A 23,131-nucleotide genomic window follows, 5' to 3' on the forward strand; every position below is an offset into this window, starting at 1 on the left:
TGCGCGGCCCGGCTCAGCCGTCCGCGGGCAGCGTGACGCGCAGCGGGCCGCAGCCGATCCGGTCGGCCTCCGCGGCCACGTAGCGGGGGAGGATCGTACGGATGTCGCCGGGGTGGTCGCCGTTCTCCGCCCGGACCAGGAAGGTGACCTGACCGGTCTGGCACTCGGCCTGGAACAGCCCCATGTCGTCGCGGACGAACCCGTGTCCATCCTGCTCACCGGCGCTTACCCGGGCCTTGGCGCCGTCCCGGGACAGCCCCTCGTAGAGCATCGCGAGCCGGGGGTCCTCGATGGTCATCAGCCGCAGCTGGGGGTGGCCGAAGAGCACATCGCGGTCGCAGGTGCGCACCGGGCCGTCGCCCCGGGTCAGTACGGTGCCGCCCCTCGCCCCGTGGGTGAACGCGGCCGGGAGCCGCAGCCCCTTGATGCCGCACATCGCGTCCTTCTTCTCGTCCAGGGACCGCGGCGGCCCGGACATCCGGCGGACCGGGTCGGCGAGCTCGCCCGTGCATCCCTCGTCGGCCATGTAGTGGTTGACCAGCTTGACCACGGCGCGGGCGAGCGCGTCGCGGGCCTCGGTGTCCACCTCGTCGTCGTAGACGGTCCAGCCGGTCTCCATGTCGATCACGGTGGGGCCGCCGTTGACGTCCAGCCCGCTCGGCCGGCCGATACAGCCGTCGGGCACCGCGAGCCAGGCCCGGGTGTCCGAGGCCATGCCCAGCAGCCCGTCGCCCAGCGGGGTGAGCCGCGCGGAGAGGAACTCATCGGCCCACCGGTCGCCCGCGCCGCCGAACCCGGAGTCCAGCCGGTGCGTCTCGACCGTGATCCGCCGACCGCGCGGCGACGTCAGACGGCATTCGCCCGAGGGGCCCTCGGTGCCGATGCGATCGGTGGAGATGGGCACCTCGGAGGTCTCGATGTCCCTCTTGCCGTCGAACAGCGCCGCCACATCGTCCTGCCCGAACGCCCCCCAGCAGGCCCGGTCGTCCGCGAACGGACCCGCCTCGGCCCGCCAGGCCACCCCCGCGCCGCCGAGCAGCGCTCCCACGACGGCTCCGACCACGGCCATGATCACGCCCAGCCGGGGCCGGGAGCGGGCCACGCGCTGCCAGTGCCACATGGGGCGGCGCCGCTCGTGCAGCGGCACGCGGGTGCCGCTCTCGCTGGCTTCGTTGCTCGCGTTGCTTTCGCTGTTCTCGTTGTTCTCGGAGTCGTTCATCGGCTGGAACCCCCAGGTGCGACGGGCGCGCAACCGACGCGTCGCGCCACGGCGTCGGCGAAGGCGGCGAAGTACGGAGTCGTCTCGTGCAGGGAGGGGGCGAGCATCAGCACGGTGAGCGGGCGCCCCGCGCAGTCGGCCCGTACGACCTTGTAGTCGTCGGCGAAGAACCCCGTACCGCGCCAGCCGCGCGCCGGTGCCTTGCTGCCCGTGGCCCCGTCGAACAGCGCGGAGAGCCGCGGCTGGGCGACCATCAGGGCGTCGAAGTACCGGCCCTCACCGCGCTGCGTCCGTACCGAACAGGACTGGAGATCCCGGGTGACCGCACCGACCTGGTACTCCAGGTCGCGGGCCGCCTTCTCGCCGAACTCCAGGCCCCTGATCCGGCAGGCCCGGGTGAAGAAGTCCTCATCCTCCTCGGGCAGTGTGGGCATCGGCGAGACCGCCTCGAGCGGCTCGGCCGGGGCGCAACCCGCCTTCTCCATCGCGTGGTTGGCCGCCGTGACGAGCAACCGGGCCACGGACTGGGAGCCGCCGAGCCCCGCGTCGCCGGGCATGGTGGAGTCGCTGTAGACCGACCGCGCCGTCGAGTCGAGCGTCACCGCGGTCGGCCGCCCGTCGCGGGCGTCGCACCCCTTCGGCAGCACCAGCAGCGCGTGCCGGCCGTCGGTGGCGCCCGGCAGCCCGTCGGGCAGCGGCATCGCCCGGTCGCCGAGGTAGCCGCCGATCCACTCCATGCGCTCCGCGGCGCCCTCGGGCGCGGGGCCGTAGGTGACCGTGATCTCGGTCTGCTCCACGACCTTGCCGCCGTCGCTGCTGTCCGCGCGCTCGGAGTGGAGTGCCACGGTGCACCGACCGCGCTGGCGCCGTGGTGTCGGCGCGGTCTCCTTGGACGTACGGCTGGCGTTGTCCTCGTCCAGCGCGTCGCCGCTCAGGAAGTCCGGCCCGCTGTCCTCTTTCCACGCACCCCAGCAGTAGGTGTCTTTCCCGTCGAACGGCCAGGTGTCCGTGGCCCACGTCCCGACCCCGGCCGCCACCAGCACCGCGACGGCGCCGGCGATCGACACGGCCCGGCGGCGTGCGCCGCCCATCAACTGTTTCATTAATGACCTTCCCCCGTGTGGCCGTCGATCCTACTCAGCGGCTCCGCCCACGACGTGAAGAGGTCATGGCAATTCCGTAGGCGTCAGCGGCCGCTCGCGGCGGGCGGGTGGTCCAGCCGCACGCTGATGGTGACGCGCCCCTTGCCGTCCACGTCAGCGACGGCATGCCCGGTCCGGCCGCTCCCGTCCAGGTCCAGCGATATCGGCCAGCCCTCACCGGTGAAGTTGCGCCACCACAGCTTGCGTTCGGGCATGGCGACGGCGATCGTGACGACGTCGGCGGCGCGCCGATAGGCGACCGGCGTACTGAAGGTGCGCCCCGACCGCCGCCCCGTGTACGTGACGACCGTGAGCCGCCCGCTCACCAGTCGCCCCCACCGCGGAGAGGCGCGCAGCCCGACCATCCAGGCATTGAACCGGCCGGTGACCCGCTTCGGAAGCGGCCCTTTGTACCGCACGCAATCCTCCAGGCGCCGAGGGAAAGGGGAGCTGTGGCGCCACGGTAACTCCGCAGGTGGCACACCCCGGCCTCGCGGCCCCGAAGTGAGAGAGACGAGCTCCGAGCTCTCTCGTGTACGTCGGCGATTGAGCAACTGGACCGCTCAGGAACCGGCCCCGTTGACCTGGAACCAAACCGCCTTCCCGGGGCCCGGTCCGTGGTGGCAGACGCTCCAGTCGGCGGCGGAGCTGCCGATGATGAGCAGCCCTCGGCCGTTCTCGGCGTCGGCCGTGTCCCGGGCGAGGCTGCGCTGGGCGGGGAGGCCGGGGGCGTCGTCGCTCACGAGAACGCGGAGGGCGCCGTACGGCCCCCACTCGGCGTAGAGGGTGACGGGGGCCGAGCAGCCGTTGGTCCGGCAGGCGTTGACGGCGTTGGTGACGGCTTCGGAGGTCAGGAGCAGAGCGGTATCCGTTAAGTCGGAGCGGTTCGCGGTGCGCAGGGCGGTGCGGACGGCTTCTCGGGCGGTACGGACCCAGCCGGGGTCGGGCGGGAAGACGAGGGAGAAGTTGGCGCGGGGGAGCTGGGCGCTCATGGTGATGTTGCCTCCTTCGGCCAACGGCCGTTGGGCTGACACCGGTTGGGCGATTCGTCGTCGACGATAGGGGCAACGGCGTCTGGGGTCGGAACTGCGGAGGCTTCGCAATGAGCGCGGCTTGTCCGCAGCGGAGGCGGGGGCGTTCGCCGCTCTGGGCTCGCCGCACCTCGGGCATATCGAGGCCGGTCGAACGGCCATTCCCGAGGTGAAGCTCCGTGCGCTGCTCGCCGGATACGGTTGCCAAGATGAATCGTTGTCCGACGCGCTCGTCGCCATGAGCGAGTCCAAGGGGAAGGGGTGGTGGTCGGACTACCGCAAGTCCCCGCTCTCTCAGAGCGCTCGTGATCTCGCGGAGCTTGAGGCGACTTCGGTGGCTCACCGCTCGTTCCAGTGGATGTATGTGCCCGGGGTGCTCCAGACGCCCGAGTACGCCCGAGCCCTCACGGCAGGAGGTGAGCCAGAGGCCGATCCCAGCTTGCTGGACACGTACGTCGAGTTCCGGCTGAAGCGTCAGGAGGTCTTGGCCGGGGAGTCCCCGCCCACCTTTCACGCGGTCATCCACGAGGCGGCCTTCCACATGCAGTTCGTGGAGAACGGCGTTATGCGTCGCCAGATCGAGCACCTTGTGGAGATGGCTCGGCTGCCGCATGTCCACATCCAGCTCCTGCCGTTCAAGGCGACCCTCTCCCCGGCGACGCCGGCGGCTGCGTTCATCCTCTTCGAGGCCGAGGTGCCCGAGCTGAACACGGTCTACGTGGAGCACCCCGTGTCTTCGGCGTTCCTCGGAGACCAGGCGCATCTCGCCCAGTACGGCACCGCTTTCGAACGTCTCACGACGGCAGCGCTGTCACCCATTGACCCGACTCCCGAACGCGGGTCCTATATGCGCAGTGACTCACTTAGGCTCGTGCAGCATCTGCTGTACACGCTCTGAGGAGAACCTCATGTCCGGGCTCGAATGGCGAAAGTCGAGTTTCAGCAGCGGAGTCGGAGGTCAGGACTGCGTCGAAGTCGCCACGGCACCGAACGGCCTCATACGTCTGCGCGAGAGCGACGACCCGGCGGCCGTCATCACCACGGACCCTGCCCCATGGGCCGCCTTTATCCGGGGGCTCAAGCGGGGTGATTTCGACCATCTGTCGGGGAGTGTGTGAGCGTCGTGGCCGCGTTCCGGTGTTGGGGCCGCCGGTGGCGCGGTGCGGGTTTCGTGTCGCGCCTTCGGCGCCATTGAGCAGGGGACGGCGGATGGGGGGCGCGGGCCTCGCCGCCGGATGACGGGCCGGTGGTGGTGCGTCCCGGTGGCGGCTTCTGCGGTCCTGGGCTGGGGCCCGGCCGGACTGACGGCCCCTCCGGGTACCTCTTCCGAAAACGCTTGATCTGAAGCAACTAATTTGTCAAAGGTTTTCCAGGGGGTACCCCCGGCGGTCCGGCATCGGCACAGGCCCCTGTGCACGGGAGCCGCCACCGGCCCCGCCACCCACGGCCCGCCGACCGGCGACGCCACCCGCGCCTCCCACCTCCGGCCCCATGCTCAAAGGCGCCGAAGGCGCGAGACGAAACCGTCAGTCGCCCGACGGCTCCCAGACCGCACAGTCGTGGGCGAAAAGCACACGCGCTGGTGTTCGCCATGTCTCCGATTCTCCCGGAATTGAGGACAGAAACTGTCCGCTGTGGCTCCTACTGTCGTTCTTGACCGAGGAACACGGGACCAACCGAAGGCGGAGATCATGACCGAGACCCTGAGCCCGAGCGAGTCGGCGACCCTCACCGGCGAGCGCGCCGACCTGCTGCGGACGTTGAGCAAGCACCGGGACTTCCTGCGCTTCACCACTCGCGACCTCAGCGACGAGCAGGCCGGGCTGCGCACCACCGTCAGCGCACTGTGCCTGGGCGGTCTGGTCAAGCACGTCGCCGCGGTGGAGCGGGTCTGGGTGGACTTCATCCTGGACGGCCCGTCGGCCATGCCCGACTTCACCGCCATGACCGAGGCCGACTTCGCCAAGCGGGCTGACGAGTTCCGGCTGCTGCCCGGCGAGACGCTGGTCGGCGTACTTGCTGAGTACGCGGCGGTGGCCCACCGGACCGACGAGCTGATCGCCGCCCTGCCCGACCTGGACGCGACCCAGCCGCTGCCGGAGGCGCCGTGGTTCGAGTCCGGCGTGCGCTGGTCGGCCCGTCAGGTGCTGCTGCAGGTCATCGCCGAGACCGCGCAGCACGCCGGGCACGCCGACATCATTCGCGAGTCCCTGGACGGCGCCAAGACCATGGGATGAACGGGAAGTTGAGGCGAGACCGTCAGCCGTCCGACGGCTCCCAGACCGCGCAGTCGTGGGCGAAGAGGACGCGGCGGGGGGCGAAGTCGACGAGGCGGTCCAGCCAGGGGCGGTACAGGGGAAGGGGCTGCGCCACGCCGTCGAGGGCGGCCCTGCGGGCCAGGTGGTCCGAGGCGAACTCGGAGGCGAAGTCATGGGCCTGACCGGCGAGGATCACCGTGCCGTCGGACTGGCGCACGACCAGTGACTGATGGCCGTCGGTGTGGCCGCTCGGCGCTCTGCCGGGAGCAGAGCGGCTAACGGTGGGCCATCAGGGCCGTGGTGATGATGACCTGGGCCGGTTCCAGGGCGGTCTTGCCGTCTTCGATGTCCCAGAGGACGTTCTGTAGGACGCGGCCGAGGGTCCAGCCGGTGGCCCGCCGCCGGTCCAGGCCGAGGGCCTCGGTCAGCAGGTCGAAGCGGCGGAGTACCGCACAGGTGGGGTCGCCGGTGGCCAGGACCTCGTTCCAGCGGTTGTCCAGCGCCGGGAGGAGTTCGAAGCCGGGGTCGCCGGTGAGCGGTTCGGGGTCGATGGCCAGCCAGGGCTCACGCTTACCGGCGAGGATGTTGTCGTAGTGGAGATCCCAGTGCAACAGCCGGTCGCCCGGTTCGTCGAGGAGTTCGGCCACGGCGGAGGCGCAGGCGCGGACCAGCCGCTGTTCGGCCGGGTCGCGCAGGGCCGGTACGGCGTCGGGCGTCTGCCCGAGCATGGCGGCGGCGACGTCGGACAGCCGGCGCAGGCCGCCGGGGGCGGGTACCGAGGTCAGCCGGGCCAGCAGGTCGGCCAGGACGCGCATCGCGGCGGTGTCGTCGGGCAGCGAGGAGAGCGGACGGGACGCGTCCAGGCGCTCCAGCAGCATGGTGCCCGTGTCCGGGTCGTGGTCGAGCAGGAGCACCACGCCGTTGCCGTTCCAGGTCCGCAGGCCCAGCGGGGCGCCCTCGGTCTCCTCCCTGACCTGCTGGAGCTTCAGGACCGCGGGAGTTCCGTCCGCGCCGGTCACCGGGAGGGCGAGCGAGGCCATGCCATGGGCGGCGGGACCGGCCGGGCGCAGATCCCAGCGGTCGAGGAAGTCCGTGGCCAGCCGGGGCAGCGCGGCGAGCCAGGCGCGGCCGGTGGCGTCGTGCTCGCCGAACGACGCGGCGAAGGCTTCGGGGACGTCGATGCGCCGGATCGGCGGGGTCATCAGGGGTGGTCTCCGGCGTCGGGCGAGCGCAGGTAGTTGTAGACCGTGGCGCGGGAGACCCCCAGCAGTTCGGTGACCACCTGGACGGAGTGCTTCACCTGGAGGTAGCCGCTGGTCTTGAGGGTGCGGACGAGTTCCTTCTTGGCGGGGGTGCCCAGGCTGCGCGGGGTCTGGCCGCGGGCGGCGGCGAATTCCTCGATGACGGTGCGCAGCTCCGCGGCGGTGCGGGCGCGGAGGGTTTCGGTGAGCGGCTGCTCCTGCTCATCGGTCCGGACGAGGTTGTTGAGGCTGCGGGCGGCGCTCGCGAAGAGGGAGACGTCCAGGTTGAGGCAGATGGCGGCGACGTACTGGCCCGCGCTGTTCTTGATGCCGATCGAGGTGCTCTTCGCCGGGCGGCCGTCCGGGAAGCGGTTGGCGTAGTTCTGGACGATGTCGGGGAAGCCGGGGTCCCGCATCCGGGCCAGGCCCAGCTCGGTGGCGGGCTGGCCCACCTCGCGGCCGGAGAGATTGCTCTCGATGGCGCGGATGGACTGGTCGGGGTTGCGCAGATCGTGGAGGACCACCTCGCACAGCCCGGGGAACATCCGGCCGAGGGCGACCACGATCTTCTCGGCCTCGCGGAGCAGCAGCTCGTCCTCGGGGGTTCCCGTCGTCTCCTGACTCCTCTTCTCGGTCACCCGAAGAGCTCCGTCATCGTCGGCGTCGCCTTCAGGCCCGAGCCGGTCAGCAGCACCACCGTGGTCTCACCGGGGCGGATCGCGCCCCGGGCGCGGAAGACCTCGATCGCGGCGGCCGCCGTCGCGCTGGTCGGCTCCGCGTAGAGCCCCATCGCGGCCAGCCGGCGGACCGCCGCGGCGATCGCGTCCTCCGGGATGGCCGCCATGTCGCCGTCCGAGCGGCGGACGGCGCGCAGCACCTCGGGGAAGCGGACGGGCTCGCGGATGGCCGTGCCCTCGGCGATGGTCGGGGCGTGGTCGAAGGGCACGGGCGTCTCGGTGCCCGCGCGGAACGCGGCGTGCAGCGGGGCGCAGTGGGCGGGCTGGGCCACCAGCAGCCGGGGGCGGCGGGCGATCTGGCCCGCGGCGAGCAGTTCGGAGAAGCCGAGGTCGCAGCCGAGTACGGTGCTGCCCGCGCCCGCCACGGTCACCACGGCGTCCGGTGCGGTGAAGCCCAGGTCTTCCCACAGCTCGTACGCGAGGGTCTTGGTGCCCTGGAGGAAGAAGGGGTGCCAGTTGTGGCTGGCGTAGTACGTATGGGCCGACTGGCGCAGCGCCTCCGCGGCGGTGGCGTCCCGGTCGCCGGGCACCAGTTGGACCTCGGCGCCGTAGGCCCGGCTCTGGAGGACCTTCGCGGGGGAGGTGGTGGCGGGGGCGAGGATCCGGGCGCGGATGCCGGCGGCGGCGCAGTACGCGGAGACGGAGGCCCCGCCGTTGCCGGAGCTGTCCTCGATGACCTCCTGTACGCCGCGCTGGGCGAGGAGCGAGATCATCACGCTGGTACCGCGGTCCTTGAAGCTGCCGGTGGGGCTGAACCACTCCAGCTTGAAGAGAATCCGATCCTCCCCCCAGCTCTTCTCGACCAGCGGGGTGCACCCTTCTCCCAGTGACACCGGGGCGTCGATGCGCACCGGGAGGGCCGCTCGGTAGCGCCACAGTGACCGGGCCCCGGTGTCCACCTGCTCGCGGGTGATGCCGGGCAGTGCGGAGACGGTGAGGGGAGCCCCGTCATCGCCGCACCAGCGAGGGTCGTCGATCGGGTAAGTGGCGCCGGAGCGCTCGTCGACGTAGCGGGGTTCGGATCCTGGTTCAGCTCGCACCTTAGATATTTTGTTTAGTTGTGTATATCCAGTCAAGGGACTGGCGGGCTGCTCGAGGTCACCGCGAGTGCGGTGCGAGGGCCGCTCAAGGGTGGGCGAACAGCCGTTCCAGCACCACCGCGACCCCGTCGTCCTCGTTCGCCGGCGCCACCTCGTCGGCCATCGCCTTCAGCTCCGGGTGGGCATTGCCCATCGCGACCCCGTACCCGGCCCAGCCCAGCAGCGGGATGTCATTGGGCATATCGCCGAACGCGACCGTCTCGGCGGGGGTGAACCCCATGCGGTCGGCGGCCAGTTGGAGCCCCACCGACTTGTCCGTCCCGGCCGGGAGCACCTCGATCATGCCCTTCTCGGAGTGGGTCACCGCCACCTCGCCCGCGCCCACCCGCTGCGCGGCCGCCGCCACCAGCCCGTCCGCCACCGTCCGGTGGCGCATCAGCACCTTCTCGATCGGCGCCGCCCACAGCTCCGCCCGCTCGGCCAGCCCCCACTCCGGGCGCATCCGGTCGGTGAAGCGGGCGGTGACGACGAAGCGGTTCTCGGGCGCCGCGGTCACCACGGCGAGCTCCAGCGGCCCCGCGCCCAGCGCCTCCTCGGTGCGCTCCACCACCGACCGGGCCAGCTCCCGGTCCAGCGACGCCGAGACCAGCAGCCGGTCCGCGGAGGCGTCGTACAGCTGCGCGCCCTGTCCGCACACCGCGAGCCCCCGGTAGCCGATCGCCACCAGGAACTCCCGGCAGGACGCGGCCGGGCGCCCGGTGACCACCAGATGCCGCGCCCCGGCGGCCCGGACCAGGGCCAGCGCCTCACGGTTGCGCGGCGAGACCGTCAGATCCCCGCGCAGCAGGGTGCCGTCGAGGTCGGTGGCCACCAGCGGGAAGCGGGGCCGCCCGGCGGTACGGGGCCGGGGGAGCGGCGCGCCCGGGGACTCGGAGGCGGATGCGGAAGTGGATAAGGGAGAAGCGGCAGCGGTGGCGGCGTCGGCGGTGTGCACGGTGGCCGGTGGTCCCTTTCGTCACGCTCATCGTGCTCATTCCGCGTCGAATCAGCGCGACACATGGAGCCCCTGAACCATGTCGACATGTGAACTCATGTCGACCTTGCGGAACAGAGAATGGCGGCTCCGCCGGGGACGATCAAGCCGTGCAGATCACGGCCACCTGCCTCGGCAGCCGGTACGGCAGCGAGCCGTACCACGCGCACGACAGCGCGAAGCCGAAGGAGAGACAGATGACCCCGCCGACCGCGTCCATCCAGAAGTGGTTGGCGGTGGCGACGATCACCAGCAGCGTGGCCGAGGGGTAGAGCAGCCCCAGGGCCTTCACCCACACCGGGCGCGCCAGCGTCGCGATGGTCAGACCGCACCACAGCGACCAGCCGATGTGCATCGAGGGCATCGCCGCGTACTGGTTCGACATATCGGCGAGGTTCCCCGAGGCCATCGAGCCCCAGGTGTTGTGCACCACCACGGTGTCGATGAAGTGGCCGCCGCTCATCAGCCGGGGCGGGGCCAGCGGAAAGAAGTAGTAGCCGAGCAGGGCCACGCCCGTGGTCGCGAAGAGCGCCAGCCGGATGGCGGCGTAACGGCCCGGATGCCAGTGGTAGAGCCACACCAGCACGCTGAGCGTCACGATGAAGTGGAGCGTGGCGTAGTAGTAGTTCATGCCCACGATCAGCCAGCTGACCGAGTCGATCGCATGGTTGACGCCCCGCTCGAAGGCCATTCCGAACCGGTGCTCCCACTCCCAGATCCAGCTCGCGTTGCGCAGCGCCTCCGGCCGCTGCTCCGGGACGGCGTTGCGGATCAGCGAATAAGTCCAGTAACTGACGGCGATGAGGACGATCTCGAACCAGAGCCGGGGCCTTCTGGGGGTACGCAACCGGTTCATCAGGGTGAGGCCCGGTGCCCGTTCCGCGTCGGTGTCCGCGATGGGTGCCGGGGTGGCTGTGCGGCCTGCCGTGGTCCTGATCGTCGCTCCACCCATAGGGCAACAGTCTGCCAGACGACGCCCATCCGCAGATCATCCACGGCATCGGGTCTTGGTTGCTTATGTCCTGGTCCGGGGGTTCCTCCAAGGGGCGTATGCCCCTATACGTCCACTGGGTGCCGAGCCGCTGGACGAGGACCCCGGACGGGGGCTTTCCCCTACCCGCCCCTTCCCACAACTGGGGCTCCGCCCCAGACCCCGCTCCTCGAACGCCGGAGGGGCTGGAAGGTGGGGCTTCGGGGAGGGGAACAGCCCGCCGCCGGCGCCACGATCCCCCGCACGAGGCTCAGGCCTTGCCCCCGGCCGCCCGGCTCCGCGCCTCCACACCATGCGCCGAGGCCGTGGACCCGCGCACCACCAGCTCGGGCAGGAAGACGAACTCGCTGGGCGGGGCGGGGGTGCCGCCGATCTCCTCCAGCAGCGCCCGCACCGCCGCCTGCCCCATCGACTGCACCGGTTTACGGATCGTGGTCAGCGGCGGATCGGTGAAGGCGATCAGCGGGGAGTCGTCGAAGCCGACCACCGAGACGTCCTGAGGGACCGCAAGACCCTGCTGCCGGGCCGCCCGGATGGCGCCCAGCGCCATCATGTCGCTCGCGCACACCACCGCCGTACAGCCCCGCTCGATCAGCGCGGTCGCCGCCGCCTGGCCGCCCTCCAGGGTGTACAGCGAATGCTGGATCAGCTCCTCGGACTCGGCCGGGGAGAGCCCCAGTCGGTCCCGCATCGCCTGCTGAAAGCCTTCGATCTTGCGCAGTACGGGTACGAATCGCTTCGGCCCGAGCGCGAGACCGATCCGGGTGTGTCCGAGGGAGACCAGATGGGTGACCGCCAGCCCCATCGCAGCCCGGTCGTCGGGGGAGATGAACGGCGCCCGCACCTTCGGCGAGTAGCCGTCCACCAGCACGAACGGCACACCCTGGCCGCGCAGCTGGTCATAGCGCTGCATATCGGCCGAGGTGTCCGCGTGCAGCCCGGAGACGAAGATGATCCCGGCCACCCCCCGGTCCACCAGCATCTCGGTCAGCTCGTCCTCCGTGGAGCCGCCGGGGGTCTGGGTGGCCAGCACCGGGGTGTAGCCCTGCCGGGTGAGCGCCTGCCCGATGACCTGGGCGAGCGCGGGGAAGATCGGGTTCTCCAGCTCGGGCGTGATCAGTCCCACCAGTCCGGCGCTGCGCTGTCGCAGCCGCACCGGCCGCTCATAGCCGAGGACGTCCAGAGCGGCGAGGACGGACTCGCGGGTGGCCGCGGCCACCCCCGGCCTGCCATTGAGGACGCGGCTGACGGTGGCTTCGCTGACCCCCGCCTGGGCTGCGATGTCAGCAAGCCGTGCGGTCATGGAGTGGGACTGTACCGGTCGCGTGTCAGATTGCCCACCACGCGCACGAATCAGGCGGAATGCACACGGTTCCGGCCTGGTACGCCAGCGGCGCCGACGAGAGCAGCGCACGCCCCGGAACCGGCAGTTCGACCTCCTCCCCGAGCGTGTTGAGCGTGCACACCAGGCCCGGCCGGGACAGCGCGAGCACCCCCGCCGGGGCGTCCAGCCAGCTCATCGGCCCGTCCCCGAGCCCCGGCAGCTCACGGCGCAGCGCGAGCGCGTCGCGGTACAGCTCCAGCGTGGAGCCGGGGTCGCCGGTCTGCGCCTCGACGGACAGCTCGGCCCAGTCCTCCGGCTGGGGCAGCCAGCTGCCGCCGGGGCCGAAGCCGTGGGAGTCACCGGATCGGGTCCAGGGCAGGGGCACCCGGCAGCCGTCGCGGAAGCCGTCCTGGCCGTCCTGGCCCTCCTGCCCGTCGGCGGAGGTGCGGAAGAAGGCCGGGTCCTGGCGCAGCTCGTCCGGCAGCTCGGTCACCTCGGGAAGGCCCAGCTCCTCGCCCTGGTAGAGATAGGCCGAGCCGGGCAGCGCCAGGATGAGCAGGGCCGCGGCACGGGCGCGGGCGAGCCCCCGCTCCGGGCCGCCACCGGCTCCGTCCGCGTAGCGGGTGGCGTGCCGGACCACGTCGTGGTTGGAGAGCACCCAGGTGGTGGGGGCGCCGACGGAGCCGGTGGCGGCCAGCGACTCGTCGATCACCTCGCGCATCGCGGCCGCGTCCCACGGGCACTTCAGGAACTGGAAGTTGAACGCCTGGTGCAGCTCGTCGGGGCGTACGTAGAGGGCCAGCCGCTCGGCGGTGGGCGCCCATGCCTCGGCGACGCCGATCCGGTCACCGGGGTAGGAGTCCAGCAGCCGCCGCCAGGAGCGGTGAATCTCGTGCACCCCGTCCTGGTCGAAGAACGGCAGCACCTGGGAGCCGATCAGCTTGGCCTGTTCGGTGCGGCCGATGTCGGGCAGCCCGGCGGCCTTGACCATGCCGTGCGCGACATCGATACGGAAGCCGTCCACGCCCAGATCCAGCCAGAAGCGCAGCACCGAGTCGAACTCCGCGCGGACCTCGGGGGAGTCCCAGTTGAGGTCGGGCTGCTGGGGGGCGAACAGGTGCAGGTACCACTCGCCGGGGGTGCCGTCCGGAGCGGTGGTACGGGTCCAGGCGGGGCCGCCGAAGACCGACTCCCAGTCGTTCGGGGGCAGTTCGCCGTGGGCGCCGCGGCCGGGGCGGAAGTGGTAGCGGGTGCGGGCCGCGCCGCCTGGCCGGTCGGCGAGCGCCTCGCGGAACCACGGGTGCTGGTCCGAGCTGTGGTTCGGGACGACGTCCACGATCACCTTCAGCCCCAGCTCATGGGCGGTGCGCACCAGGTCGTCGGCGTCGCCGAGGGAGCCGAAGAGCGGGTCCACGGCGCGGTAGTCCGCCACGTCGTAGCCGCCGTCGGCCTGCGGGGAGGCGTAGAAGGGGGTCAGCCAGACGGCGTCCACACCCAGCCCGGCGAGGTGCGGCAGCCGCTCCCGCGCCCCGCGCAGATCGCCGATCCCGTCGCCGTCGCTGTCGGCGAAGGACCGTACGTACACCTGGTAGATGACGGCGTCGCGCCACCATCCGTGGCCTTCGGACGGTCGCGCCGGCTCGGTGGCAAGGGAGGTCGTGAGCTCCTGGGTCATGGCGCGAACGTAACAGCTCTGCAATGCCTTGCGGAAGAGCTTGCAGGGCGCGCTGGTGCCCTTCGGGGGTGCCCCGGTCGTGCTGTGGGCGTATGTCAAGCGCCGGAACGGGGGCGGAGCGGCCACCTCGGGGACACGCGGACGTAACGATGCCGGACGCCTTGCAGAAATTTGCCGCAAGGTCTTTCGGTGGGCTTGCGGCCCTGTTACGTTCCTCCGCAACTTGGGGCCGCGAGGGAGCGGCCGGCTTTGGAGGAGTTCAGATGCGACGTGGCATAGCGGCCACCGCACTCGTCGCGGCCATGGCGCTCGCGGCGACGGCATGCGGCGGTGACGACGGCGGCAGCGGCGACAAGAAGTCCGGCGGTCATCTCTCCGGCACCGTGACGTACTGGGACACGTCGAACGACGCGGAGAAGGGCACGTACAAGGAGCTCGCCCTGGGCTTCGAGAAGAAGCACCCCGACGTCAAGGTCAACTACGTCAATGTGCCCTTCGGCGACGCGCTGGCCAAGTTCAAGAACGCCGCCGGCTCCGGCGGCTCCGGCGCGCCCGATGTGCTGCGTACCGAGGTGGCCTGGACCCAGGACCTGGCCAACATCGGCTATCTCGCCCCGCTGGACGGCACCCCGGCCCTCGCCGACCAGTCCGACTATCTGCCCAAGGCGCTCGCAGGCGCCAAGTTCAAGGGCAAGACCTACGCCGTACCGCAGGTCATCGACACCCTCGGCCTCTTCTACAACAAGAAGATGCTGAAGGACGCCGGGGTCCAGCCGCCGAAGGACTGGACCGAGCTCAAGGCCGCCGCCAAGAAGATCAAGGAGAAGACCGGCAAGACCGGTCTCTATCTGCGCGGCGACGACGCCTACTGGTACCTGCCCTTCATCTACGGCGAGGGCGGCGACCTCCTCGACACCGGCGCCAAGAAGGTCACCATCGACGACGAGCCCGGCATCAAGGCGTTCGCGGCCGCCCGCGACCTGGTCACCTCCAAGGCGGCGGAGACCGACGCCACCGACGGCTGGGACAACATGCAGAACGCCATCAAGAACGGCGACGTCGCGATGACGATCAACGGGCCGTGGGCGATCGAGGACACCCTGGCGGGCAAGGCGTTCAAGGACAAGTCCAACCTCGGAGTGGTCCCGGTCCCGGCCGGCAGCAAGGGCCGGGGCGCCCCGCAGGGCGGCCAGAACCTCACCGTCTACGCCGGGTCGAAGAACCTGGACGCCTCCTACGCCTTCGCGCAGTACATGAGCTCGGCCGAGGTGCAGGCCAAGACCACCGAGAAGCTCTCCCTGCTGCCCACCCGCACCTCCGTCTACTCCAACAAGACGGTCGCCGCGAACCCGAACGTGAAGTTCTTCAAGGCCGCCGTCGACAAGGCCGTCGAGCGCCCCTGGATCCCCGAGGGCAACAGCCTCTTCCAGGCGATCCTGGTGCAGTTCCCGGGCGTCCTCGCCGGCAAGACCTCGCCGGAGAAGGCCGCAAACGCGGTCGGTGACGCGTACCGCAAGCTCCTCAAGGGCGACTGGAAGTAGGGCCGGCGACGATGGCTGTCGACACCAGCCGGCCGCTGGACCCGGCCGCGGGCGCGAGGGGCGCCCGCGGCCGGGGCGGCCGGGTTCGCAAGGCCGGCACCCCACCGCCGCGCCGGATCCGCAACGCGCTCGCCCGCCACTGGTACGCCTGGGCCATGGTCGCGCCCGTCGTGCTCGTCATCGGGCTGATCATCGGCTATCCGCTGGTCCGCGGCGTCTATCTGTCGCTGACCGACGCCAACGAGGCCAACGTCGAGCGCACCATCGGGATCAACCACATCCCCGCCACCTACCAGACGGTCGGCCTCGACAACTTCCGGGCCATCCTCGAGGACCAGGTCTTCTGGGACCGGCTGGGCTGGACCGTCACCTGGACCGTCAGCTGTGTGGCGCTCACCTTCGCGATCGGCCTGGGCCTGGCCGTACTGCTCAACCGGCGGTTCGCCGGGCGCACCCTCTACCGGTCGCTGCTGATCCTGCCGTGGGCCGTCCCCGCCTTCGTCTCCGTCTTCGCCTGGCGGCTGCTCTACAACGAGAAGAACGGCATCCTCAACAAGGTGCTGCACGGCGGCGGGATCGACGCGGTGCCCTGGCTGAACGACCCCACCATGGCCAAGGTCTCGGTGATCGCCGTGAACATCTGGCTCGGGGTGCCGTTCATGCTGGTCGCGCTGCTCGGCGGGCTGCAGTCCATCCCCGGTGAGCTGTACGAGGCCGCCGAGATGGACGGGGCGAGCCCCCGGCAGCGGTTCCGCCACATCACCCTGCCCGGGCTGCGCTCGGTCAGCTCCACCGTGATCCTGCTGTCGACCATCTGGACGTTCAACATGTTCCCGGTGATCTTCCTGCTGACCCGCGGCGGACCCGGCGACTCCACCGAGATCCTGGTGACGTACGCCTACCGGCTCTCCTTCGTCAACAGCCCGCGCGACTTCGCCGGCGCCTCGGCCTGGGGTGTGCTGATCCTGCTCATCCTCATGCTCTTCGCGGTGATCTACCGCCGTTCGCTCCGCAAGCAGGGAGAGGTCTGGTAGCCATGCGCGACCAACGACGCGGCACGCTCGCCTCCGTCGGGCTGCACACCACGCTCGTCATCGCCTCCGCGGTCGCGGTCTTCCCGCCGCTGTGGCTGGTGGTGACCTCGTTCAAGCCCAAGAGCGAGGCGTTCAGCACCGATGTGGTCAAGGAACCGACGCTGCGGAACTACCAACACGTCCTCGGCGACACCGAGTTCCTGACCTGGTTCGGCAACTCGCTGTTCATCGTGGTCATCACCACGCTCCTGGGCGTCTTCGTCGCGGCCACCACCGGCTATGCCGTCAGCCGCTTCCGGTTCCCCGGGATGCGCCCGCTGATGTGGCTGCTGCTGATCACCCAGATGTTCCCGGTGGCCATCCTCATCGTGCCGCTGTACAACATCATGTCGACGCTGGGCTGGCTCAACCAGCCGATCTCGCTCATCGTCACCTACCTCACCGTGGCCGTGCCGTTCTGCGCCTGGATGATGAAGGGCTTCTTCGACACCATCCCGGTGGAGATCGACGAATCGGGCCGGGTCGACGGGCTCAACCCCTTCGGGACCTTCTGGCGGCTGGTCGTCCCGCTGGCCAAGCCGGGGCTCGCGGTGACCGCGTTCTACACCTTCATCACCGCCTGGGCCGAGGTGGCCTACGCCTCCGCCTTCATGACGGGGGAGGACAACCTCACGCTCGCGGCGGGGCTCCAGACCTTCGTCAACCAGTACACCTCCGACTGGGGCTCCATGACGGCCGCGGCCGTGATGATCGCCATCCCGGCGGCGCTGGTGTTCTCCTGGGCCCAGCGCCATCTCGTGGCGGGGCTCACGGCCGGGGCGACCAAGTCGTGACGAGTCCGTCGGCGGCGGGCCCCCCGGCGGCGAGCGCGCGGGAGGCGAGCCCAACCGGGGGAGGCCCATCCGCGGCGGGCCCACCGGGGGCGCCGCCGCGGCTCGCCGATATCGCCGCCCAGGCCGAGGTCAGCGAGGCCACCGTCAGCCGGGTGCTCAACGGCAAGGCGGGCGTGGCGGCCACCACCCGGCAGCGGGTGCTCGCCGCCCTCGACGTCCTCGGCTACGAACGGCCGGTACGGCTGCGGCGGCGCAGCGCCGGGCTGGTCGGCCTGGTCATCCCGGAGCTGACCAACCCGGTCTTCCCCGCCTTCGCCCAGATCATCGAGCAGGTGCTGGCCGGACATGGCTACACCCCGATCCTGTGCACCCAGATGCCCGGCGGCGCCACCGAGGACGAGCTGGTGGAGCAGTTGGAGGAGCGCGATGTGGCGGGCATCGTCTTCATGTCCGGACTGCACGCCGACACCACGGCCGACCCCGCCCGCTATGCCCGGCTGGCCGGGCGCAAGGTGCCGTTCGTGCTGATCAACGGCTACCACGAGCGCATCCAGGCCACGTTCGTATCACCCGACGACCGGGCGGCGGCGCGGATGGCCGTCCGCCACCTGGCCGCGCTCGGCCACCACCGGATCGGCCTCGCGGTGGGGCCCGCCCGCTATGTCCCCGCGCTGCGCAAGGTCGAGGGGTTCCTCGCTGCGAGCGCGGAGCTGCTGGGCCGACCGGCGGACGAGGCACGGGAGTTGGTGCGGCATACGCTCTTCAGCGTCGAGGGCGGGCAGGTGGCGGCGGCCACGCTGCTGGACCAGGGCTGTACGGGCGTCGTGTGCGGCAGCGACCTGATGGCGCTCGGGGTGATCCGGGAGGCGGCCCGGCGCGGGCTGCGGGTGCCGCACGATGTGTCGGTGGTCGGCTTCGACGACTCCCCGCTGATCGCCTTCACCGATCCCCCGCTGACCACCGTCCGCCAGCCGGTGCAGTCGATGGCGACGGCGGCGGTGGGGGCGCTGCTGGAGGAGATGGCCGGAAACCCGGTCCAGCACACGGAGTTCGTCTTCCAGCCGGATCTGGTCGTGCGAGGCTCGACGGCGCAGGTGCCGCCGACCGGTCAGCCGCCGACCGGTCAGCCGCCCGCCGGTCAGGGGCCGGTGCCCCTTCGCCGGCCGGGCACCCGGATGCCGTAGCGGGCCATCTTGCGGTAGACGGTGGCGCGGCCCAGGCCCATCTTCGCCGCCGCCTGGGCCACCGTCGTGCCTGGTTCGGTCAGGCAGCGCACGATCTCGTCCCGTTCGAGGAGCTGCAGCCGGGTCAGATGGCCGCCCGAGCCGGTGAACACCTCGGCCGGGAGGTGATGGGTGTCGATCGCATCCGTCCTCGACGCCGCCTCGCGCACCACCCGGCGCAGCTGCCCCACGTTCTCGGGCCAGTCGTAGGACGTCAGCGCGCGGGCCGCGGCGGACGTGAACGTCACCGTGGGTCCGCGGTGCCACCGTGCGAAGTGGCGGGCCAGCGGCAGGATGTCGTCGGGGCGGAAGCGCAGGGCGGGCACCTCGACCACGGTGTCGACCAGCGGCCTCAGCACGTCCGGGATCGCGGAGTACCACTGGGCCGTCACGGCGAACGGCGGCGGACGCCCGGACCCCTCTCCGGCCACCCGGCGCGCCTCTTCGAACAGCCGGGCCAGTTCGGTGGCCGCCCACGCCGGCAGCCGGTCCACACCGGAGACGACGACGCAGGTGCTGTCCTTGCCGAGTTCGGGGGCCCACAGCGCCAGCCACGCGGCCACGTCGCCGGGCGCGGGTGTGCGGGCGCTGAGCAGGCGTTCCCGCGCCCCGGTCTGCCGACGGGCGGTGGCGACCAGCGCGGCCTTCCCCGCTCCCGGCTCACCGACCACCGCGACGATCCGTCCGCGGGCCGAGGCGCTGTGCGCGGCGGCGACGGCGTCCGTCCAGCCGGGGGAGAGCGCCTGGTGAGCGTGGTCGTGCTGGTGGTACCGGTCGGCGTACATCCGGAACACCTCGCCCCGGGGGGCCGGTCGGACCCTGCGGCCGGTCCCCCGGGCCAGCATGAGCGCCGCCGTGTTCCCGGCGGCGGCTTGCGCAAGGGCCAGCAACAGCTTCGAGGACGAGTCGGACCACGTGGTGAGGTTGACGCTGCCGACGAGCCCACCGGTCCCCGGGTCGAGCACCGGTGCCGCGGCACAGGTGTATCCCCGCAGGCCGGTGCAGTAGTGCTCGTCCGCTCTCACCAGTGACGGAGCCCGATCCGTCAGGGCCAGGCCGAGCCCGTTGGTGCCCACGTCGCGTTCGGCGAAGGAGAAACCGGGCGCCAGATGGACCCGGTCCAGGGACCGGCTGATCGAGGCGTCGTCGCACACCCGGCACAGCACCAAGCCGTCGCCGTCGGCGATCATCATGCCGACCGCCTCGTTGGCGAGCGTGTCCCGCAGGCCCCGCAGCACCTCATGACCGCACTCGTAGAACAGGGAGGCCGTGTCCACCGAACCGGTGAACACCGGCCGCATCTCCTCCGGCGACAGACCGTAGCGCCGGCTGCGCTGCCACGATGCCAGCAGGCGCGGGGCCAGGCGGTGGCTGTCCACTTCGACCTCCGTAAGGACACGTCGACCGTGGTCACGGTACTGCCGGCCGGGACGTCCCAGCGGCGCGGGTGTCTCGAAGTGAGACATCCAGCCCTCGCTGACGTGCGTCAACGCTGCCTAGCGTGCCTCTTCGAAGGGCGCGGTCGCCACGGGGCCGATCGGTTTCCCCGCGCGGGGTACCCGCGCGCCACCATCCCGGACGAACGCGCCACCATCCCCCATGAAGGAGAACACTCGATGAAGGCAGTCCAGGTCGTGGGGTACGGCCAGAGCCCGCGCATGGCCGACGTACCGCATCCGGAGATCACCGGCCCGTACGACGTGATCGTCAAGATCGGCGGGGCGGGCGTGTGCCGCACCGATCTCCACATCCTCGAAGGACAGTGGGCTGACAAGTCCGGAGTGAGCCTGCCCTACACCATCGGGCACGAGAACGCCGGCTGGGTCCATGCGGTCGGCAGCGCGGTCACCAACGTCGCCGAGGGCGACAAGGTCATCGTGCACCCCCTGATCACCTGCGGGTTGTGCCCGGCCTGCCGGGCCGGTGACGACGTCCACTGCGGGCAGAGCCTCTTCCCCGGCATCGACACCCACGGCGGCTACGCCGAGTATCTGAAGACCTCGGCCCGCAGCGTCGTGAAGCTCGACGGCTCCCTCGAGCCCGCCGACGTGGCCGCGCTCGCCGACGCGGGGCTCACCGCCTACCACGCGGCGGCCAAGGCCGCCGGCCGGCTGCGCCCCGGGACCAGGTGCGTGATCATCGGCGCGGGAGGGCTCGGACACATCGGCGTACAGGTGCTGAAGGCCATCACGGCCGCCGAACTCATCGTGGTCGACCGCAACCCCGACGCGGTGGAGCTGGCCGTCTCCATCGGCGCCGACCACGGGATCGTGGCAAGCGGGGACCAGGTCGGGGAAGTGCTGGAGCTGACGGGCGGGCAGGGCGCCGAGGCGGTCGTCGACTTCGTCGGCGAAGGCGGCGCGACCCGGGACGGCGTCGGCATGCTGCGCCGCGCGGGCGACTACCACGTGGTGGGGTACGGGGAGAACCTCGACATCCCGACGATCGACATCATCTCCGCCGAGATCAACTTCATCGGCAATCTCGTCGGCTCCTACACCGACCTGTGCGAGTTGATGGTGCTCGCCGCGCAGGACCGCGTGCGCCTGCACACCACCACGTACCCGCTGGACCGTTTCCAGGAGGCCCTGGACGACCTCGGTGCCGGCCGGGTCCGCGGACGCGCCGTTCTCGTCCCCTGACCGCCGATCCCGTAATCCGGCCGGCCGCCCACCGGGGGCCGGCTCATCAGCACCGACGAAAGGCCTATCGATGATCTTCATCACCGCGAAGTTCCGCGTACTGCCCGAGGACGCGGACCGCTGGCCCGAGATCGCGGGCGACTTCACCCGGGACACCCGCGCCGAGCCGGGGTGCCTGTGGTTCGACTGGTCCCGCAGCGTCGAGGACCCGGCCGAATACGTTCTGGTCGAGGCGTTCCGCGACGAGGAGGCCGGCGCGGCACATGTCAACTCGCCGCACTTCCGGGCCGCGCGGCGGACACTTCCGCCGCACCTGGTGGAGACCCCGCGGATCGTCAATATGAACGTGCCCCAGGAGGATTGGTCCCTCCTTGGGGAAATGTCCGTCGCGGCCCGGGACTGACGCCCCGTCCTCCGAACCGATCCGACCGGCCGGGCGCGTGAGGCCCGTTGACCGGACCCCCGGCCGGCCGGACCGGAGAACGTGGTTGAACGTAACACCGCCGCAATTACTTGCGAAAGGTCTTGCAACAACAAAAACTCGCGAGTACGGTCCCGTCACCACCCACCACTGACGTCTTGCAGCAAGAACCTTCAACTGGCCTTACGGGCATGGCGCGTTGCCGTACGAGGCTCAATCGGCACCCCCGAACTCCCCCCACGGAGGAACGATGGCCAGCAGCCGCATACCCCTTGCCACCGCGCTCGCCCTCGCGGCGAGCGCGGTGACGCTCGTCGCACTGCCCCAGACCGCGCGGGCGACACCGCCCGGCACCAAGGACGTCACCGCCGAACTCTTCGAGTGGAAGTACGACTCCGTCGCCAAGGAGTGCACCAGCACCCTCGGCCCCGCCGGGTACGGCTATGTCGAGGTGTCCCCGGCCACCGAGCACATCCAGGGCGGCCAGTGGTGGACCTCCTACCAGCCCGTCAGCTACAAGATCGCCGGACGGCTCGGCGACCGCACCGCCTTCAAGAACATGATCGACACCTGTCACGCGGCGGGCGTGAAGGTGGTGGCCGACGCCGTCATCAACCACATGTCGGCCGGATCCGGCACCGGCACCGGCGGCTCCTCGTACACCAAGTACGACTACCCCGGGATCTACCAGCCCCAGGACATGGACGACTGCACCGCGCAGATCAGCAACTACCAGGACCGCTGGAATGTGCAGCACTGCGAGCTGGTGGGCCTCGCCGACCTGGACACCGGTGAACAGTACGTCCGCACCCGGCTCGCGCAGTACCTCAACGACCTGCTCTCGCTCGGCGTGGACGGCTTCCGCGTCGACGGCGCCAAGCACATCCCGGCGGACGATCTGGCCGCCATCAAGAGCCAGTTGAGCGACCCCGGCGTCTACTGGAAGCAGGAGGTCATCTACGGCGAGGGGGAGGCGGTCTCCCCGACGGAGTATCTGCGCAACGGCGATGTGCAGGAGTTCCGCTACGGCCGTGACCTCAAGCGGGTGTTCCAGAGCGAGAAGCTCGCGTATCTGAAGAACTTCGGCGAGGGCTGGGGCTATATGGCGAGTGGCCAGTCCGGTGTCTTCGTCGACAACTGGGACACCGAGCGCAACGGCTCCACCCTCACCTACAAGAACGGCGCCGACTACACCCTGGCCAACGTCTTCATGCTGGCCTGGCCGTACGGCTCCCCGGACGTCCACTCCGGCTACGAGTTCAGCGACAACGACGCGGGCCCGCCCAACGGCGGCGCGGCGGGCGCCTGCTACCAGGACGGCTGGAAGTGCCAGCACAAATGGCCCGAGATCATGAGCATGGTCGCCCTCCGCAACACGGCCCGGGGCGCTTCGGTGACCAACTGGTGGGACAACGGCAACAACGCCATCGCGTTCGGCCGCGGCGACAAGGCATACGTGGCCATCAACCACGAGAGCGGCCCCCTCACCCGGACCTTCCAGACCTCGCTCCCGGCGGGCGGCTACTGCGACGTCCAGAGCGGCAAGTCCGTCACGGTCGACTCCTCGGGCCGGTTCACCGCCACGCTGGGCGCGAACACGGCGGTGGCCCTGCACACGGGCGCCCGTAGCTGCGGGTAGGCCGCCGCCTTCACCGGTGGGCCCGGGGCAGGGGCTCCGCCCCGGCCCCGGGCCAGGGGTTCTGGCTTGAGCCCTGGGCTCCGCCCCCGCCCCGGACCCCGGGTTCC

22 protein-coding genes and 1 pseudogene are annotated in these 23,131 nt (G+C 70.9%); 10 read left to right on the forward strand and 13 right to left on the reverse strand.

Annotation, left to right across the window (positions count from 1 at the left end; all coding sequences use genetic code 11):
• Nucleotides 1-13 precede the first annotated feature (13 nt).
• The 4 genes from LIV37_RS35660 to LIV37_RS35675 all read right to left on the reverse strand — a co-directional run bounded on the left by LIV37_RS35660 (nucleotide 14) and on the right by LIV37_RS35675 (nucleotide 3,353).
• The gene (locus LIV37_RS35660) at nucleotides 14-1,219 is read right to left on the reverse strand and encodes a hypothetical protein (RefSeq protein WP_020871922.1); all 1,206 of its coding nucleotides are present in this window, start codon (nucleotides 1,217-1,219) and stop codon (nucleotides 14-16) included.
• A complete protein-coding gene (locus LIV37_RS35665; RefSeq protein WP_121824113.1) occupies nucleotides 1,216-2,322 on the reverse strand; it encodes a hypothetical protein in 1,107 nt (368 codons plus the stop codon). Before LIV37_RS35665 ends, LIV37_RS35660 begins: the two co-directional genes overlap by 4 nt.
• 83 nt (nucleotides 2,323-2,405) lie before the next feature.
• A complete protein-coding gene (locus LIV37_RS35670) occupies nucleotides 2,406-2,780 on the reverse strand; it encodes a hypothetical protein (RefSeq protein WP_020871924.1) in 375 nt (124 codons plus the stop codon).
• Nucleotides 2,781-2,924: 144 nt separating this feature from the next.
• Nucleotides 2,925-3,353: an ATP-binding protein gene (locus LIV37_RS35675; protein ID WP_020871925.1), complete on the reverse strand. Its 429-nt coding sequence runs from the start codon at nucleotides 3,351-3,353 to the stop codon at nucleotides 2,925-2,927.
• Between the two features lie 121 nt (nucleotides 3,354-3,474).
• Between LIV37_RS35675 and LIV37_RS35680 the strand changes: the two genes are divergently transcribed.
• From LIV37_RS35680 to LIV37_RS35690, 3 genes are all read left to right on the forward strand, one after another.
• The gene (locus tag LIV37_RS35680; RefSeq protein ID WP_020871926.1) at nucleotides 3,475-4,290 is read left to right on the forward strand and encodes a DUF5753 domain-containing protein; all 816 of its coding nucleotides are present in this window, start codon (nucleotides 3,475-3,477) and stop codon (nucleotides 4,288-4,290) included.
• Nucleotides 4,291-4,300: 10 nt separating this feature from the next.
• Nucleotides 4,301-4,510 carry a DUF397 domain-containing protein gene (locus LIV37_RS35685; RefSeq protein ID WP_020871927.1) on the forward strand — a complete coding sequence of 70 codons (210 nt, stop codon included), beginning with the start codon at nucleotides 4,301-4,303 and terminating at the stop codon, nucleotides 4,508-4,510.
• Nucleotides 4,511-5,083: 573 nt separating this feature from the next.
• Nucleotides 5,084-5,629, forward strand: coding sequence for a DinB family protein (locus LIV37_RS35690; protein WP_020871928.1), 546 nt, complete (start codon nucleotides 5,084-5,086; stop codon nucleotides 5,627-5,629).
• A gap of 22 nt (nucleotides 5,630-5,651) precedes the next feature.
• Here LIV37_RS35690 and LIV37_RS35695 read toward each other — a convergent pair.
• From LIV37_RS35695 to LIV37_RS35730, 8 genes and pseudogenes are all read right to left on the reverse strand, one after another.
• Nucleotides 5,652-5,939, reverse strand: a pseudogene (locus LIV37_RS35695) (N-acyl homoserine lactonase family protein); the annotation flags it as partial.
• Complete coding sequence (locus tag LIV37_RS35700; RefSeq protein WP_020871930.1) at nucleotides 5,926-6,852, reverse strand: aminoglycoside phosphotransferase family protein; 927 nt, start codon at nucleotides 6,850-6,852, stop codon at nucleotides 5,926-5,928. The gene LIV37_RS35700 and the pseudogene LIV37_RS35695, both read right to left, overlap by 14 nt.
• Complete coding sequence (locus LIV37_RS35705) at nucleotides 6,852-7,529, reverse strand: helix-turn-helix transcriptional regulator (protein WP_020871931.1); 678 nt, start codon at nucleotides 7,527-7,529, stop codon at nucleotides 6,852-6,854. Before LIV37_RS35705 ends, LIV37_RS35700 begins: the two co-directional genes overlap by 1 nt.
• Nucleotides 7,526-8,668: a threonine synthase gene (locus tag LIV37_RS35710; protein WP_020871932.1), complete on the reverse strand. Its 1,143-nt coding sequence runs from the start codon at nucleotides 8,666-8,668 to the stop codon at nucleotides 7,526-7,528. The genes LIV37_RS35705 and LIV37_RS35710 overlap by 4 nt, the downstream gene beginning before the upstream one ends.
• 85 nt (nucleotides 8,669-8,753) lie before the next feature.
• A complete protein-coding gene (locus tag LIV37_RS35715) occupies nucleotides 8,754-9,662 on the reverse strand; it encodes an HAD family hydrolase (protein WP_020871933.1) in 909 nt (302 codons plus the stop codon).
• A 142-nt stretch (nucleotides 9,663-9,804) separates the two neighbouring features.
• Nucleotides 9,805-10,653 (reverse strand): phosphatase PAP2 family protein, encoded by an 849-nt coding sequence (locus LIV37_RS35720; RefSeq protein WP_020871934.1) that lies wholly within the window; start codon nucleotides 10,651-10,653, stop codon nucleotides 9,805-9,807.
• A 289-nt stretch (nucleotides 10,654-10,942) separates the two neighbouring features.
• Nucleotides 10,943-11,995 (reverse strand): LacI family DNA-binding transcriptional regulator, encoded by a 1,053-nt coding sequence (locus LIV37_RS35725; RefSeq protein ID WP_020871935.1) that lies wholly within the window; start codon nucleotides 11,993-11,995, stop codon nucleotides 10,943-10,945.
• 25 nt (nucleotides 11,996-12,020) lie between these two features.
• A complete protein-coding gene (locus LIV37_RS35730; protein ID WP_020871936.1) occupies nucleotides 12,021-13,691 on the reverse strand; it encodes a glycoside hydrolase family 13 protein in 1,671 nt (556 codons plus the stop codon).
• Nucleotides 13,692-13,954: 263 nt separating this feature from the next.
• On the opposite strand from LIV37_RS35730, the gene LIV37_RS35735 reads away from it, so the two are divergent.
• From LIV37_RS35735 to LIV37_RS35750, 4 genes are all read left to right on the forward strand, one after another.
• Complete coding sequence (locus LIV37_RS35735) at nucleotides 13,955-15,232, forward strand: extracellular solute-binding protein (RefSeq protein WP_020871937.1); 1,278 nt, start codon at nucleotides 13,955-13,957, stop codon at nucleotides 15,230-15,232.
• Nucleotides 15,233-15,243: 11 nt separating this feature from the next.
• The gene (locus tag LIV37_RS35740; protein ID WP_121824111.1) at nucleotides 15,244-16,266 is read left to right on the forward strand and encodes a carbohydrate ABC transporter permease; all 1,023 of its coding nucleotides are present in this window, start codon (nucleotides 15,244-15,246) and stop codon (nucleotides 16,264-16,266) included.
• Nucleotides 16,267-16,268: 2 nt separating this feature from the next.
• Complete coding sequence (locus LIV37_RS35745; RefSeq protein ID WP_020871939.1) at nucleotides 16,269-17,099, forward strand: sugar ABC transporter permease; 831 nt, start codon at nucleotides 16,269-16,271, stop codon at nucleotides 17,097-17,099.
• A 110-nt stretch (nucleotides 17,100-17,209) separates the two neighbouring features.
• Nucleotides 17,210-18,283 carry a LacI family DNA-binding transcriptional regulator gene (locus tag LIV37_RS35750; RefSeq protein ID WP_243146259.1) on the forward strand — a complete coding sequence of 358 codons (1,074 nt, stop codon included), beginning with the start codon at nucleotides 17,210-17,212 and terminating at the stop codon, nucleotides 18,281-18,283.
• Here LIV37_RS35750 and LIV37_RS35755 read toward each other — a convergent pair.
• Nucleotides 18,238-19,701, reverse strand: a complete 1,464-nt coding sequence (locus tag LIV37_RS35755; RefSeq protein ID WP_020871941.1) for an AAA-type ATPase lid domain-containing protein — start codon at nucleotides 19,699-19,701, stop codon at nucleotides 18,238-18,240. The genes LIV37_RS35750 and LIV37_RS35755 overlap by 46 nt on opposite strands.
• Before the next feature lie 237 nt (nucleotides 19,702-19,938).
• Here LIV37_RS35755 and LIV37_RS35760 point away from each other — a divergent pair, with 237 nt between their 5' ends.
• The 3 genes from LIV37_RS35760 to LIV37_RS35770 all read left to right on the forward strand — a co-directional run bounded on the left by LIV37_RS35760 (nucleotide 19,939) and on the right by LIV37_RS35770 (nucleotide 23,024).
• Entirely contained in the window at nucleotides 19,939-20,964 is a 1,026-nt protein-coding gene (locus tag LIV37_RS35760; protein ID WP_020871942.1) for an NAD(P)-dependent alcohol dehydrogenase, read from the forward strand.
• Nucleotides 20,965-21,034: 70 nt separating this feature from the next.
• Entirely contained in the window at nucleotides 21,035-21,367 is a 333-nt protein-coding gene (locus LIV37_RS35765; protein WP_020871943.1) for a putative quinol monooxygenase, read from the forward strand.
• Between the two features lie 268 nt (nucleotides 21,368-21,635).
• The gene (locus tag LIV37_RS35770) at nucleotides 21,636-23,024 is read left to right on the forward strand and encodes an alpha-amylase (protein WP_020871944.1); all 1,389 of its coding nucleotides are present in this window, start codon (nucleotides 21,636-21,638) and stop codon (nucleotides 23,022-23,024) included.
• Nucleotides 23,025-23,131 lie beyond the last annotated feature (107 nt).

Source organism: Streptomyces rapamycinicus NRRL 5491 (genome assembly GCF_024298965.1).
Lineage (GTDB): Bacteria > Actinomycetota > Actinomycetes > Streptomycetales > Streptomycetaceae > Streptomyces > Streptomyces rapamycinicus.